This window comes from Peribacillus sp. NPDC094092 (genome assembly GCF_050279365.1).
In the GTDB taxonomy this organism is placed as follows: Bacteria; Bacillota; Bacilli; order Bacillales; family DSM-1321; genus Peribacillus.
Window position 1 is genome coordinate 619897 of the sequence record NZ_JBNNUC010000001.1, and the last position, 13775, is coordinate 633671.

The 13775-nt window shown below is 37.5% G+C and carries 13 protein-coding genes; 4 read left to right on the forward strand and 9 right to left on the reverse strand.

The features are described from left to right. Positions 1 to 166: 166 nt before the first annotated feature. Positions 167 to 592 (reverse strand): VOC family protein, encoded by a 426-nt coding sequence (locus ACQKNS_RS02950; RefSeq protein ID WP_427641112.1) that lies wholly within the window; start codon positions 590 to 592, stop codon positions 167 to 169. A 345-nt stretch (positions 593 to 937) separates the two neighbouring features. On the opposite strand from ACQKNS_RS02950, the gene ACQKNS_RS02955 reads away from it, so the two are divergent. Beyond that, complete coding sequence (locus ACQKNS_RS02955) at positions 938 to 1135, forward strand: potassium channel family protein (RefSeq protein WP_427642115.1); 198 nt, start codon at positions 938 to 940, stop codon at positions 1133 to 1135. A 401-nt stretch (positions 1136 to 1536) separates the two neighbouring features. On the opposite strand, the gene abc-f is transcribed toward ACQKNS_RS02955, so the two are convergent. From abc-f to ACQKNS_RS02985, 6 genes are all read right to left on the reverse strand, one after another. Next, positions 1537 to 3162, reverse strand: coding sequence for a ribosomal protection-like ABC-F family protein (gene abc-f, locus ACQKNS_RS02960; RefSeq protein ID WP_427641113.1), 1626 nt, complete (start codon positions 3160 to 3162; stop codon positions 1537 to 1539). A gap of 441 nt (positions 3163 to 3603) precedes the next feature. Then, the gene (locus ACQKNS_RS02965; RefSeq protein WP_427641114.1) at positions 3604 to 4473 is read right to left on the reverse strand and encodes a cation diffusion facilitator family transporter; all 870 of its coding nucleotides are present in this window, start codon (positions 4471 to 4473) and stop codon (positions 3604 to 3606) included. Positions 4474 to 4679: 206 nt separating this feature from the next. Further along, positions 4680 to 5678 carry a sensor histidine kinase gene (locus ACQKNS_RS02970; RefSeq protein WP_427641115.1) on the reverse strand — a complete coding sequence of 333 codons (999 nt, stop codon included), beginning with the start codon at positions 5676 to 5678 and terminating at the stop codon, positions 4680 to 4682. Next, complete coding sequence (locus ACQKNS_RS02975) at positions 5675 to 6346, reverse strand: response regulator transcription factor (protein WP_427641116.1); 672 nt, start codon at positions 6344 to 6346, stop codon at positions 5675 to 5677. The genes ACQKNS_RS02970 and ACQKNS_RS02975 overlap by 4 nt, the downstream gene beginning before the upstream one ends. Before the next feature lie 18 nt (positions 6347 to 6364). Further along, a complete protein-coding gene (locus ACQKNS_RS02980; protein ID WP_427641117.1) occupies positions 6365 to 7330 on the reverse strand; it encodes an alpha/beta fold hydrolase in 966 nt (321 codons plus the stop codon). A gap of 184 nt (positions 7331 to 7514) precedes the next feature. After that, positions 7515 to 8066: a dihydrofolate reductase family protein gene (locus ACQKNS_RS02985; protein ID WP_427641118.1), complete on the reverse strand. Its 552-nt coding sequence runs from the start codon at positions 8064 to 8066 to the stop codon at positions 7515 to 7517. 208 nt (positions 8067 to 8274) lie between these two features. On the opposite strand from ACQKNS_RS02985, the gene ACQKNS_RS02990 reads away from it, so the two are divergent. Continuing rightward, on the forward strand, positions 8275 to 8601 hold the full coding sequence (locus ACQKNS_RS02990) for an antibiotic biosynthesis monooxygenase family protein (RefSeq protein ID WP_427641119.1): 327 nt from the start codon (positions 8275 to 8277) through the stop codon (positions 8599 to 8601). 350 nt (positions 8602 to 8951) lie between these two features. Here the strand turns inward: ACQKNS_RS02990 and ACQKNS_RS02995 are convergent, their stop codons facing one another. After that, on the reverse strand, positions 8952 to 9521 hold the full coding sequence (locus ACQKNS_RS02995; RefSeq protein ID WP_427641120.1) for a GNAT family N-acetyltransferase: 570 nt from the start codon (positions 9519 to 9521) through the stop codon (positions 8952 to 8954). 461 nt (positions 9522 to 9982) lie between these two features. Here ACQKNS_RS02995 and ACQKNS_RS03000 point away from each other — a divergent pair, with 461 nt between their 5' ends. Together ACQKNS_RS03000 and ACQKNS_RS03005 are read left to right on the forward strand one after the other, a co-directional pair. Then, entirely contained in the window at positions 9983 to 10360 is a 378-nt protein-coding gene (locus ACQKNS_RS03000) for a hypothetical protein (protein WP_427641121.1), read from the forward strand. A 344-nt stretch (positions 10361 to 10704) separates the two neighbouring features. Then, entirely contained in the window at positions 10705 to 12489 is a 1785-nt protein-coding gene (locus tag ACQKNS_RS03005) for a LamG-like jellyroll fold domain-containing protein (protein WP_427641122.1), read from the forward strand. 168 nt (positions 12490 to 12657) lie between these two features. Here ACQKNS_RS03005 and ACQKNS_RS03010 read toward each other — a convergent pair whose 3' ends face one another. After that, on the reverse strand, positions 12658 to 13554 hold the full coding sequence (locus tag ACQKNS_RS03010; RefSeq protein WP_427641123.1) for a DMT family transporter: 897 nt from the start codon (positions 13552 to 13554) through the stop codon (positions 12658 to 12660). Between the last annotated feature and the right edge of the window lie 221 nt (positions 13555 to 13775).

A 13775-nucleotide genomic window follows, 5' to 3' on the forward strand; every position in this document is an offset into this window, starting at 1 on the left:
TCCGCGGGCGAGTCCGCCCTAGACCGCTTTCCCCGCAGGAATCTCAACCTTCCGTTCCAATCGGCTTTGTTTTAACATTCGGATAGTACTCCTATTGCCTACTGCCTTTTTTTGTATTATTACGAATGATTAAACTTGAGGTGATGTTTCTAAAAATGGTTCACATTCATGATTCCATGATGCCCCACTGGGGATTCCAAACCACTTCCCAAAGGTGTCCATCAGGGTCTTGAAAGTGTGCAGAATATCCTCCCCAGAAAGTGTCATGTGCCGGATCGGTTATCACCGCGCCAGCTTTTTTTGCTTTTTCCAACACCCTATTCACTTCCTCTTTACTCCCTACATTGTGACCAAGGGTAAATTCAGTAGGACTTGCCGGAGACAAAGGAACCTTGGCCTCATGAGCTATATCCCTTCGATTCCATATGGCAAGCTTCAAGCCTTCTTGCAGGTCTAAAAAGGCTACAGCTCCATGCTCAAATTCTTTGCCCACTATTCCTTCTGTTTGAAACCCCAGGCCATCCCGATAGAATTTCAGCGATTTTTCCAAATCATCCACACCTAATGTTATGACAGTAATACGTGGTTTCATGATTGACCTCCTTCTTACTTACTTTCACCTTCTATTGGTTACCAACGCTTTTAGTTCATAACAGATTAAAATTAATACGTTTTTTTGTCAACCTAAATGGGATTCCTGTATAGTAGAATGATTAACTGACCAAGCTCGATTACAGGGTATACTCATTCACTTTATTTAAATTGTGATGAAACCGAAAGGAAAAGAAAGTACCGATGATTTCATTTATCCTACCTTGAAACGTTTCCTAAAAGCTCTGTGGTCCGCTTTTGAAGAACTTCCAGGTTCTTTTCGTATTGGTCCTGGTTTGTTACTTTCCGGCACAATTTTCTATGTAAGCAGGAAGGTCTGACTGTGATGGACTCCCTTTACTTCTGTGTTGTTACTCTTAGTACGGTTGGGCATCCCAGTTTTGAACCGGAGACAACATTAGAAAAAGTGTTTACGATGATTTATATTGTAGGCGGCACCGGATTATTTGTGGGCTTAATAGGATACCTTGCATACGCAATCATAAAGAAACCGGAAAATGAGAGTAAAAACAATAAAATCTGAATGCTTACAATAATTAGCATTCCTTTTTGATTGGTGTACAAAATCCCCGTTCAAAAGGAACAAGTGAAGGTTCTCCCTCAAATCACTGAAGTTTGAGCAAGGACCTTTATTCTCTATGTATTGGTTTTCTTCAGTTGTTTTGATTACAAGTCCCGCCGTGGCAGGTTAAGGATTACCCCTTTCCCCATATATCGTCATTGAAAGTATAGGACTATGAAATCTTGTAATGGAGATTGTACGTTGGAAAAACAGCCATTTGATAAAAACTCCATATAGTTCTTATACCAATCAAGATGGACTAATCCATTTTATCGCTATTCTATCCTCACCTACCATAACCGCTTTTATCCATTATTAAAGGCCCCTCTCGATTAAGAAGGGCCTTTAATAATGGATGGCACTTAATCTTCAAGCTCCTTTTTCTTGTTCAAGAGTTGGAGGTATTCCCTATCCAATTCCTCCTTCTCCTCTTCCTTCATAACACTGGACAGCTTCCCAAGTGTCTCGATGATTTGCACTTCAATCATAAGAAGTTCAGCCTGTTTATCTTGATTACCATCTTTAAGCGTAACCGTTTTTGAATTCTGATTAATAGTACGTACTCTCGGAGGTTCATCCTCAAATGAAAGTGAATGTGTTGCAAGCGATTGGATCAATGAACGATCATGTGTCACAAAAACGATGGTTCCTGGATAGGCTTTTAACACTTCGGTTAACGCCTCTTTAGTTTGAATATCCAGGTAATTTGTAGGTTCATCCAAAACCAATACATTATAGTTTCCCAAAAAAACTTTTGCCAGGGAAGCCCTGACTCTTTCCCCACCGCTTAAAAGTGATATTTGTTTGTGAACATCATTTCCTTTAAAAGCTAATCGTGATAATAGCGTACGAATAAAGGCTTGATTATAGGGACTGTCCTCCAATATATTTTCCAGTACCGTTTTACTTTCATTCAGATTTTCTTGTTGTTGCGCAAAAAAACCAATCTTTGCTGGCTTCGCGACATATAAATCTGGGTGATGCTCCACTATCTTTTTCAATAATGTCGTTTTTCCTGAACCATTTTGACCATTGATAGCGAGTCTGCAAGCTAGCGGGACATCTCCAAAAATATGTTGTTTCAGCATCTTTGACCCGACTTTAAGGGAACAACCATTAAATCGAATCACCCTTTTGCTATGCAAAGATGGAAATTCTGAAATATCAAAAATTATAGGGGAATCTTCCCTCGGTTTTTCTTTTTTTACTAATTTTTCGATTCTAGTTTCAATCGCTTCAGCAGAACGGTTCAATTTCGCCTTCTGTTTCCCGGCGCTCCGTTTATGGAGCCTTGCTTCTGAATTGCCCATTCGTTTAGGGGCTTTCCTAATTGAATCAGATTTGGCTTGGAGGTTTTGTGCAGCCTGTTTCAAGCGACTCTTTTCACGGGTGTACTCTTCATAGAGTTTATTTTCTTTTTCTGTTTTTGCTTGCTTTTGTTTGATGTACGCTTCGTAATTCCCTTCATATACAGTTACCTTGCCTTGCTCGACTTCCCATATTGTTGTACATAAATGATTTAAGAAAGCCTTATCATGTGAAGTAAGCAAAATAGCGCCATTAAAAGACTTTAAATCCTTTTCCAATTGTTCAATTCCGGATATATCCAAATGGCTGGTAGGTTCATCCGCAATCAATACTTCCGCATTGGAGGACAGAGCTGCAGCAATTTTTCTTCGGGTACGTTCGCCGCCGCTTATGGTTTCTTGGTTCTCACTGGGCAGTTTCCATATGCTCGTTAACTCCCCGCTTATTTCTTGTTCATTTTCTTCAATTTGCGGGATATAGCCGACTGTTCCATAGCTTTCTATATGGCCGCTATCAGGTTTCCTCATGCCCGCTAGAATAGAAAGCAAGGTCGTTTTACCTTCTCCATTCCTGCCAACCAAACCAACACGGTCATGGCTGTAAAGATGAAGTGAATCAACGGAAAGAACTTCACGGTTCCCGTAACTTTTCTTTATATCCTTCGCTTTTAAACATAACATGAAAAATCCCCCTCTATTTTTCTAGAGAGAGATCGCCTGTTACTAAATTAATATACATAACCTAATATACCTCATCTGATTTGATTACAGATAAAGCAGCCGTATATGAATTAGTACCTATAAACGAACAGACGAATCCCATCTCTAAACATAATCATAAAAAATCTCACAAGGGTATCTAAAAAAAGTCTTGTTCAAATGAAAAATGATCCACTTTACTCTCCAATGAATCTGGTAAGCAACGTACTTTCATTGAACATAACTAACCGATTACACCCTTTGATATAGATTTAGATTTACTGTTTATTTGATAAGATTACTGCTTCATTGTATGAGGTACCTTTTCCTTCCAATGTAATAAATTAATGATTGCATATTATTCTTATGTTTGTAAAGTCATTTTATTCCCTTTTTTATTAATGCTCATAAAAAAAGAGCGAACTAATTGGGCTCAACATGGACATGAACATCATACACGCCATGATCTTTCATCATCACTTTCTCTACATGCGTCGCTATATCATGTGCTTCTTTTATATCCAAGGTAGAATTGACAAGGATGACAACATCAATCACTTCATTATTCCCATAGTTTCTCCCTTTAATTTCTTTTATCCCCTTGACTCCATCCACATTTATAATTACATCCTTATAAAGATGAATTTTATTTTCATCAAATCCGTCAGAAAGTTCATGCGAGGCTTGAATGAAAATTTCCCAGGCTGTTTTGCATATTAATAATCCAACAATGATGGCAGTAAGGGAATCCAGCCAAGGCATATTTAATTGGGAACCGAAAATCCCAATTGCTGTTCCGATACTTACCCAAGCATCTGAAATATTATCTTTTGAAGCTGCCATGACGGCTTTACTATTAATTTTTATAGCAAGCTTTTTATTATATCGGTATACAAAATACATGGCAATTGCTGATAAAACACCTACATACCCTGCAATAATGTCAGGTGATTCCTTTCCACCTTTAAGCATGGAAGCAACGGCATCTATTAATACTTGTAAACCGACAGCAAACATGATGAATGAAGCAACCATCGAAGCAATCGTTTCACTTTTCCAATGACCATAACCATGATCTTTATCGGGGGGTCTTTGAGCTAGCCTTAAACCGACCAGCACGGCAATGGACGCGATAATATCAGTCGTGTTATTCAAACCATCCGCTTTCAAGGCCGCTGAGTCGCTTATGTATCCTATAACCAGTTTCATGATTGATAGACAAATATAAGCAATTATACTAATGATTGCACCACGTTCGCCTAATTTGAGGTCTTTATATTTTTGTTCTTCCATTCAACTTCCCCCCACAATTAAGTACCTGAATATCATATCAACTTAAAAATGGGTGGGTCTATAGCAACCTTTTTGTATCGCTTTATATAAGTAAGTGATAGATAACTATGTTGCATAAGGTAAACTATCTGAAAAGAAAAATATTGATGAACCCTTGATAAACTCCCCGGATGTCAAAGCCTCAAAAACAACGAATCAAGTGAGATTTATCTCGTTTTTTCGACGGTAAAACAAAATAAAGTTCCGCTTTCGTCTGATTGCAAATGATATTTTATCTGCAGTGTCTTAGCTATATCCTCAATAATTTTTAATCCAAGCCCCTTACTTTTACTATCGATATCAAAACCAATACCATTATCCTTGATACTGACTCCATTATGTTCAATGGTTATCACAAGTTTATCAGCCCTCGAGTGATTCAACACATTTTGGAAAACGTTATCGAATAACCTTTGAAGCCACAAGTCATTACTTATCCATTCCAACTCTCCATTTATTGGATGATAAATTAATTCAATACCATGCATGTTATACAAATAACCCCATTTTTTAACCATCATTTCTATTAAATCATGCATATTCACGTCATCACTTAAGATGTAAGAATTATCTAATGCCTCTGTGGATTGAATATTATATTCATTTGTTAATTCGGAAATATAATCAATTTGTTGATATAGTGATTGTAATAGTGGAACATGATCCATATATTGACCTTCCAAATAAAACAATTGTAATCTCATCGCTGTTAAAGGTGTATTGATGTCATGCCTTAATTTATTCAAGAGTTCCTTTTTCATTTCCTCCTGTTGTATGAGTTCCAATTCCCGATAGGTCGTTCTTTCTATTAATAAGTTCACCGATTTAGTTAATCTCCCGATTTCATCATTGCTTTTAATCTCTAATTTATTCGGAATCTCCTTATCACTAGCTAAATTCCCGATAGTTTCATTCAATATATTTATTTTATTTAATAGGGAGTTAATAGATTTGGAAAATAAGAAGGCTAACAATAATAATGATAAAAAGAATACCCCAAGCATTGTTGGATATGCAAAAGATTCATGAAAAGGAATGTCATCATTTTTGGTTTTAAAGCCCAAATCATAAATTACTGACATTAGGATACTGATTAACAGTAATATAAATGGCACGCTAATAACGGCGATAAATAATAATAGCTGGTATTTTTTCTTTAATTTCATTTCTTTATATAGGTATTCAATCTATACCCTTCCCCATATATATTTTGGATGATCTCACCGGTGTTATCATTGATTTTTGTTCTGACTTTTTTTATATGTACAGGAATGATATTTTGATTCCGATCATCGAGCTGCCATAAATATTCAAAGAAATGTTCTTTCGTTAAAATTCGATCCCTATTTTCATATAAATAGAAAAATATTTTACGCTCTATCGCAGTAAAAACCACTTCATTATGCAAGTCATTATTGAATACCCTTTTATGTTCGGCATCTATATATATATGCTTAATTTGCGTGAAAGTACCATATTGATTATCCAGCAATTTCTGCATTCTTAGTAATAGCTCCCTGGGATCAAAAGGCTTGGTCATATAATCCTCACCAATTGTCAAACCTTGGAGTTTGCTTTCCATATCATTTCGGGAGGATAGAAAAATAACTGGAATATTTAATCCTAGGCTTTTTATTTTCTTTGTAATTTGATAGCCATCATCTCCTGGCAGCATAACATCCATAATGACTAAATCCATCTCATGGATTATATCTACAATATCTTTTCCTTCTTTCACCCAACGTACATTGTAATCTTCACGTTGTAATATTTTTTTCAATAAATCACCAATCATCCAATCATCTTCAACAAGTAAAATATTATATCTTTTCATCACAAATCCTTTCTTTATTCATTTGATAAATTCCATGGCAAGATCATATATCTCATCTGGCGCATATAAATAGATGCTGTGCGTCCCCTTCAGTTTTATTACATCCGCTTTTAATAGTTTCTGTGCAAACTCCTCATAGTCTACATTTTTTTGTTTTGTATATTTTGAATCCTTATTTTCATCGGCAATCGCATCTAAAAATAAAATGGGTGTTTCTTTTGGAAGCGGTAATTTAACTGATTTTTCCCCATTACTGTAACTTTGTAAAAGCTCTTGCTCCATATCATCATTAAAAAACTGTTTATATGATAGTGCTTTATACAATTCCTTTTCATGATCACTTAAGAATGATTGCCGAATCACTTCGGGATTATAAACAGCAGAAGGAACAAGGCGGTGCAAACCCATTTTCGTTAAAATATTCACTCCCCTTACTGTCAGTGAATCTACCATGCCCATTTTATGAGTTACATATTGGTGCGGTAAACCAATATCCAAAGCAATGATTCCCTTTACTTCACTTGGATATTTTTGTGCCCAGTAAATAGCTTCGATACCTGATATTGAGTGTGGAACCAAATAATAAGGAGGTGTATTTCCACTTTCCATCAACGATTTCCTGCTTTGCTCCAATATTGTATCAATATCCCTATCATCGTGAAAAACATCGCTGTATCCATATCCAGCTCTTTCAATGACTGCAATCTTATTTTCTTTTGCAAACTTACTATATAATCCTTTCAATTCATAAACTGGAGCCGCAATCCCGGAACCGGACATAAAAACGTAAGTATCCTCACCGCTGCCTTCCGTATATACATTAATTTCTTTGTTATTAAAATCAACGGATCTTCCGTCTCTAATGAATGATGATTCCTTGCCCTTTTGATAATTATCGTAAATAAAAACAGCTATTGATACAAATATGATAATAGCAATGAAGATAAAAAATATAGTCTTTGATACTTTCAACAATTTCCTCATAGAAAAAAACTCCTTTCAAGTGATACTGAAAGGATATATGTTAATAATAAATTTCTAATAAATTTTCTTTAATTTTTTTCTCTTTTCACATTTAATGACCAGTGAATTTCATTAGAAAAAGGCTGCCCCAAAGCAGCCCTAACCATCTTTCCAAATGAAGTAATAACATCCCTCCACCGTATTCCTAAGTATAAATAATATTATATGTAGGTTTAATCACTCCGTTTGAATATTGCTTCATTTCAACTAAATCCAATTTTAGACTAGGCTTAACGCTTCCGAAAAGAGGGATGCCCTCACCGATTATGACTGGATTCACTTTCAATACCAATTGATCAATGAGTTTATGTTTCAATAACGTTCCAGCCAATTCTCCGCCCCCGCAAAGCCATAGCTTTCCGTCACCTTGCTGCTTGAGGTTTTCAATGAACGCAACGGCGTTTCCTTCGATAAGTTCTACCTCCTCATTCGATTCAAACTTAAGGGAGCTCGAAAATATATAATGTTTCAAGCCCTTATAACCCGGTTCACCAGGTTTGGCTCCGAATTGAAATCCAAATTCATATGTTTTACTTCCCATCAACACCGCATCATATTGCTGAATATCGGATAAAAAGTCCGGGACATGATCTCCTTCAAATAAGAAAAAAGATTGATTGATATTCCCATCCAACATTGCTTGATCGGCAATGAAATTGTCCAAAGAAACCGCTACATGATATACCAATTCCGCCACTTAATCATCCCTCCAACCATCCCTTTTTTTGAAAAACCAGCAAAGTAATATATATTCGTGAATCAAGAATATAATCCCTTCCGAAGAATTTCAGTGCCAGTGCTTCTCACTCCTTATTCTTCTTGGCGTATATCAAGCCTGGCATCTATCCATGTCCTCACCTATGTGGTATTATTTTGAATATTAAGTTAAAAGGAGGCATCATTTCATGTTTCTTGAAAAAACTCCCGAACCACCCTATTACGCTTGTATTTTCACTTCTCAAAGAAGCGATAAGGATACCGCAAGCTATAATTCAACCGCAGAACTCATGGATGAACTTGCCGCTCAACAAGATGGCTATTTAGGAGTCGAAAGTGTAAGAGATCAAAACGGAGTAGGAATTACCGTATCCTATTGGAAATCCCTGGATGCCATAAAGCTATGGAAAGAAAATGCCGCTCACAAAAAGGCACAAGAAAAAGGGATGAAAGATTGGTACTCGTCATACTCAACCCGAATTTGCAAAGTTGAAAGAGATTATACAAGTAGATAAGAAACTAAGATTTCTTGTACATACATGGTTTTTCATAAAATTTTCAGCTATAGAAAAAGACCGCTTTTTTAGCGGTCTAAGACTGTAGACAAACTCGAATAGAAGAGAGTTTGCCTGCAGTATAAACGTTTCAGTTGATTTCAGAATCCAATACCAGTTTATGAACAAAAAGGTTTCACTCTAAATTTCAAAACAAAGTTGTTTGGATCTGGTGTTCGAGACCCTGCGGGGAAAGCGTGTCTAAGGGAAACCCCCAGGCGCAAAGTCTACCGACCGCGGAAAGTGATTACCCTACGTTCAAATTTTATAAACCATCAAAAGTAAAAACATAACCAAATTTTCTTTTAAAATCATGATAAAGAATTAAAGGAAATGCCATTTAGATCTTCTTTTATGAGTGAGTACATATATAAATCGTCGAATTTGCCACAAGTATATTCATAATGCCTTAGCAATCCTTCTCTTCTAAATCCTTGTTTTTCCACGAGTTTTTGGGATGGGTGATTATCTGGTTCAATTAAAGCTTCTATCCGTTCCAGGTGAAAGTGGCGATAACCATACATAACAACGGCTTCCAACGCTTCACTAGCAATGCCTTTCCCCCAATGATCTTTACTTAATTCATATCCAATTTCCGCTCGATGATGTTTGGTGACCATATTCAGAAAACCGCAACTTCCTATAACCTTACCGGAATCTTTTAATGTAATCCCCCATCTGATTCCCGTACCTTCCTGGAGTATAGTTTCGTACCACTTAATTTCATCCCATACGTCATTTACAGTTTGGCACGGATCTAATCCCATTGGCTTCACTACATCCATATCAGATAAATATTTAAACATATCATCCGCATCTTTTATTGTTACTTCCCTTAAAATCAATCGTCGTGTTTCAATAAGCGGAAATGCCTTCCCCATCGAATTTTCCTCCTCCAAAGTCCCCTTTTCCAATACGTTACTGTTTTAATCATTACCTAATTAAAGCCATTAATCAACGCTATTGTATAAAGAAATAATGATCATAACTAAAAGGCGCCCCTACATTCGTAGAAACGCCTTTTTCCATTCACTTGATTTCTTCATTAAAAGAATTCGCTTCCTTTACTGCTGAAATCATTAAAAACATGGTCATTCGATTTTCAACGTTCATTTCAGGCCCACTTTTTAACCATTCATCAGAAGGCATCGGTTCCTTTACGGCAGTTTCGCTGAAACCGGCACCACTCAAGTCATTTATATATGTAGAGATCGTACGATGATACTATTTTGACAACAATAAATAGGCAGCCCTATTTCATCGTCCATCTTTGTCCATAAAGGACACATCCCCCCCTTTGTACATAGTCTAAAAGGGTAAACAATAAAGGAGGATTTCTTGAATGTATAATTACCCTTATTACCCTACTAATGTGCCTTATTATATAGATGGAGAACGAATACCGGGCCCGGGCGGCCGTCAATGGGACGGACACGGCGGCGGTCATGGCGGCGGCCAATGGGACGGACACGGTGGCGGTCATGGCGGCGGTCAATGGGACGGACACGGTGGCGGTCATGGCGGCGGTCAATGGGACGGACATGGTGGCGGTCATGGCGGCGGTCAATGGGACGGACATGGCGGCGGACATGGCGGCGGACATGGTGGCGGACATGGTGGCGGACATGGTGGCGGTCATTGGGAACACGGGCACTGGGTTCCACGATGCAGGAGAGTATGGGTTCCCGGATTTGGTTGGACTTGGATTTGTAGGTGGTGAAAAAAAGACAGCTTATGGCTGTCTCTTTTTTTGCTTTTTCTTCGTCTTGTCCATTAACTCCAATTGTTTTCCTCCCCCATCTTAAGTTCAAATTACTGCATTGACAATTAGTTTCAATCTCAGATTTCAATAAGATAAATTTTACACATTAGGACTTATATCCTGATTTCCTTTAAAAGAATAAGTCTTTTTTACTCATCCTTAATAAGTTATCGAGAAGATAAGCAAACTATACCATATTGCAGCTATACGGAATCTACCTAGGCTTATTTTCGCTACAAATTAATCCAGGTAATAAAAAGGATAAATGTGTCTTAATCAAAATTTAATGGGGTGAATGTTTTATGAGAATGAAAAAAGCATTAATAGGTCTCTCACTCTTATGTATAGTTGTTCCTGGTATTGCCAAATCGGCTGATTCCGTTGCTGAAAATAATCGAAGCAATATCGTAGCAAATTGGAAATTCACAAAACAACATGTTAAAAGCGGTTCAATCGATAAAGGTAATTTAATTATAGAAGATACAAGCAAACATGGAAATGATTTAGAGTTGGTGACGATAGGCGATCCTGCCTCGCCTGAATTAAAAAATATGATTCAATGGTCTGAAGAAGATTATCATGATCAAGAAAAAGTGGCTAGCCTGGAGTTCGCTAATTACGAAAACGCCCCTTCAGGCAGGTATTTCAAAACCAACAAGAATGCACCCATCAATTCGGAGAAATTCGATAAGGGTTTTACCATTGAAGCGATTTTTAAGCTGCCAAGTGATTCCAAGAGTGTCATGGGACTTTTTTCTAGACAAGGACAGGCTGCCGATCTTAATAAAATGGAAGGCGAGAAGAAAGTCCTTTCTGCTTTAACTGTATCCAGTGATCAAAAAATCCACTGGACAAGTCACCCATCAAATTTAAATTATAATGTAAGCAATTGGTCTCGATCTTTAAACGCTGATGAATGGTACCACTTGGCAGTTGTTAATGATGGTAACACGACGGCTTTAACTTTGAATGGCATAAGTGATTACGGAAAGTCAGAAAAAGTAATAGGTATTGCTGCAGTTAAAGGAAAAGGCTGGAACATCGGAGCATCTGAGTGGGGAAATAAGTTTAATGCACTATTCAAAGGGAATATCCAGGAAATACGAATTGCTAAAAAGGCTTTAACCGAAAAAGAATGGCTTGTGCAGGATGCCCGTGACGATAAACCATTTGAAGGATCAAACAAAGCTTTACCGTTTCTAACGAATAAAAAGAATTATAATTTTCTTTTTGTACCAGATACCCAGAAATATTCAAGCCAAAATCCAGAGATTTTCTATAGCCAAATGAACTGGATTTCCAATAACGCCAAGAAAAACAATATTATCATGAATACATTTGTTGGGGACATTGTCGATAATGATTCAGAAAAACAATGGCAGAATTCCCTCGGGGCCATTTCCCTTTTGGATAAAAAGGAAGTTCCATATATGATGGCGGCAGGGAATCATGACTATGCGGCCGGTGACCCTTTCCTAACACATTATGGGCCGGATCGCTTTTTGAATAAAAAATACTATAAGGGGTCGTCTCCCTCTGGATATAGCTCATATGCAATCGTTAAGGCAGGAAGTTATGAATACATAGTCTTAATAGTGGATATGAAAAATCTGCATAAAGACCTGGAATGGTCAAAAAAGGTTCTAGAGCAGCATAAAGATAAACCGACAATCCTCGTCTCACATGATATTATCTTTCCAAGGCTTAAGGATGATAAAACTCTCGCCGTCGAGTCGTCTAATGGCCGGCTGATTTGGGATGAACTTGTAAAGGACCACAATCAAGTATTCATGACGGTTAATGGACATTATTTCGGGTTAGCACATCGGGTAAAACAAAATTCAGCAGGAAATGATGTCATTCAAATGCTGGTCAATTACCAAACGAATTATCGAGGGGGAAATGGCTGGCTAAGACTTGTAGAGTTTAATGAAAAGGAAAATGTATTGGTATTCCGTACCTATTCGCCATTTGTCGACGAAATGTCTAAAAAAGAAAAATCCTATATGGATTTTAAATTTTTAACAGGTGAAAATAATTCATTTAAACTGGATTGGGACTTTAAAAATAGATTTAATTTTAAGTAATTATATAAAGGAGGAAAAATCCCAGGTGTAACTGATTGATCTTAGCAACCTGGGTGAATTCCTTTATTGGGTGCACTCCTATATGTTGATTCGTTCAAGATGGATAAACGTTCATTCTTCATGATGAATTTAAAATGCTTCGATTTTTTCCAGTTCGATTAAAAACGATCATGCTGCCTTTTTCATTACTGACTTATACTTTCCAAACCCATTAACGACAAGAACCCCTAATATTGCAATTCCTCCGCCCATGACTGAAAGAGGACTAGGCACTTCCCGCAGCCAAACCCAAGCGACGAAAATGGCAATCACAGGTTCAAGGTATAACAAACTGGACACGGAACTGGCTTTTCCTAATGATAGTGCGACTGCCCAAGTTACATAACCGATGGCCGCAGGGAAAATACCAACAAAAATCGCTGATAAATGACCTTCCATTGTAGCGTGTTGAATTTCTTGAAATAACCCAGGAAAAAATATGAAAAAGGGTATTGTACCGATCCATGTGAAATAAGCTGTCAATTCAATCGGATTATAGCGGCTAAAAAGTGGCTTTTGGAAAACAAAAAACACCGCAGAAGCAATAGCAGACATTAGCACTAAAAAGGCCCCTTCAGAAATATTCAGGGAAGGTCCTGCAGTACCTAATGTTATTAAGGTGATCCCTGTGAATCCTATGCCCAAACCAATCCATCCGAATAGGCCGAGGCGTTCTTTTAACACGAACGCAGCAATGATCGCGATGAAGACAGGTGCTGAACCAATCAGCATTCCAGCCGTTCCCGCCGAAACGGTTTGTTCCCCGAATGTCACCCCGATATGATAAATACTAATACCAATAAATGCAAGGATCGATATCCTCAACAAATCGTCTTTTTTCGGGAGTCGAAATTTCACCCCAGGCCATAGAGCATAAAGGACAAAAATCCCTGATGCTATAAGATAACGAACAAGCACCAAATGGCCGGCTGAATACCCGCCATGTAAGCTTGCACGAATAGCGGCGAATGTAGATCCCCAAATAATAACTGTAATAGATGCCAATAAAAATGCCTTCGTGTTCAAAACCTATTCCTCCCAACCATTCACTATAAACTGAAGGTATCATGGATACAGGATAACTTCAATAAATTTTCTATCTCGCTGTGAAGTGGAACAGTAAAATAACGAATATGTGTACATTCTGGGATGTAATATCGCTGAAGAAATTCTATTCCATATGGGATTGAATTGGAAATCTTCATTTAAAGGTGGATTAGGTTTGAATATCATGCTGAACAAAAGGT

Bases quoted from the DNA above. Each gene is read 5' to 3' on its own strand.
- ACQKNS_RS02950 (WP_427641112.1), bottom strand. From the start codon at position 592: ATGAAACCACGTATTACTGTCATAACATTAGGTGTGGATGATTTGGAA.
- ACQKNS_RS02955 (WP_427642115.1), top strand. From the start codon at position 938: ATGGACTCCCTTTACTTCTGTGTTGTTACTCTTAGTACGGTTGGGCAT.
- abc-f (WP_427641113.1), bottom strand. From the start codon at position 3,162: ATGTTATGTTTAAAAGCGAAGGATATAAAGAAAAGTTACGGGAACCGT.
- ACQKNS_RS02965 (WP_427641114.1), bottom strand. From the start codon at position 4,473: ATGGAAGAACAAAAATATAAAGACCTCAAATTAGGCGAACGTGGTGCA.
- ACQKNS_RS02970 (WP_427641115.1), bottom strand. From the start codon at position 5,678: ATGAAATTAAAGAAAAAATACCAGCTATTATTATTTATCGCCGTTATT.
- ACQKNS_RS02975 (WP_427641116.1), bottom strand. From the start codon at position 6,346: ATGAAAAGATATAATATTTTACTTGTTGAAGATGATTGGATGATTGGT.
- ACQKNS_RS02980 (WP_427641117.1), bottom strand. From the start codon at position 7,330: ATGAGGAAATTGTTGAAAGTATCAAAGACTATATTTTTTATCTTCATT.
- ACQKNS_RS02990 (WP_427641119.1), top strand. From the start codon at position 8,275: ATGTTTCTTGAAAAAACTCCCGAACCACCCTATTACGCTTGTATTTTC.
- ACQKNS_RS02995 (WP_427641120.1), bottom strand. From the start codon at position 9,521: ATGGGGAAGGCATTTCCGCTTATTGAAACACGACGATTGATTTTAAGG.
- ACQKNS_RS03000 (WP_427641121.1), top strand. From the start codon at position 9,983: ATGTATAATTACCCTTATTACCCTACTAATGTGCCTTATTATATAGAT.
- ACQKNS_RS03005 (WP_427641122.1), top strand. From the start codon at position 10,705: ATGAGAATGAAAAAAGCATTAATAGGTCTCTCACTCTTATGTATAGTT.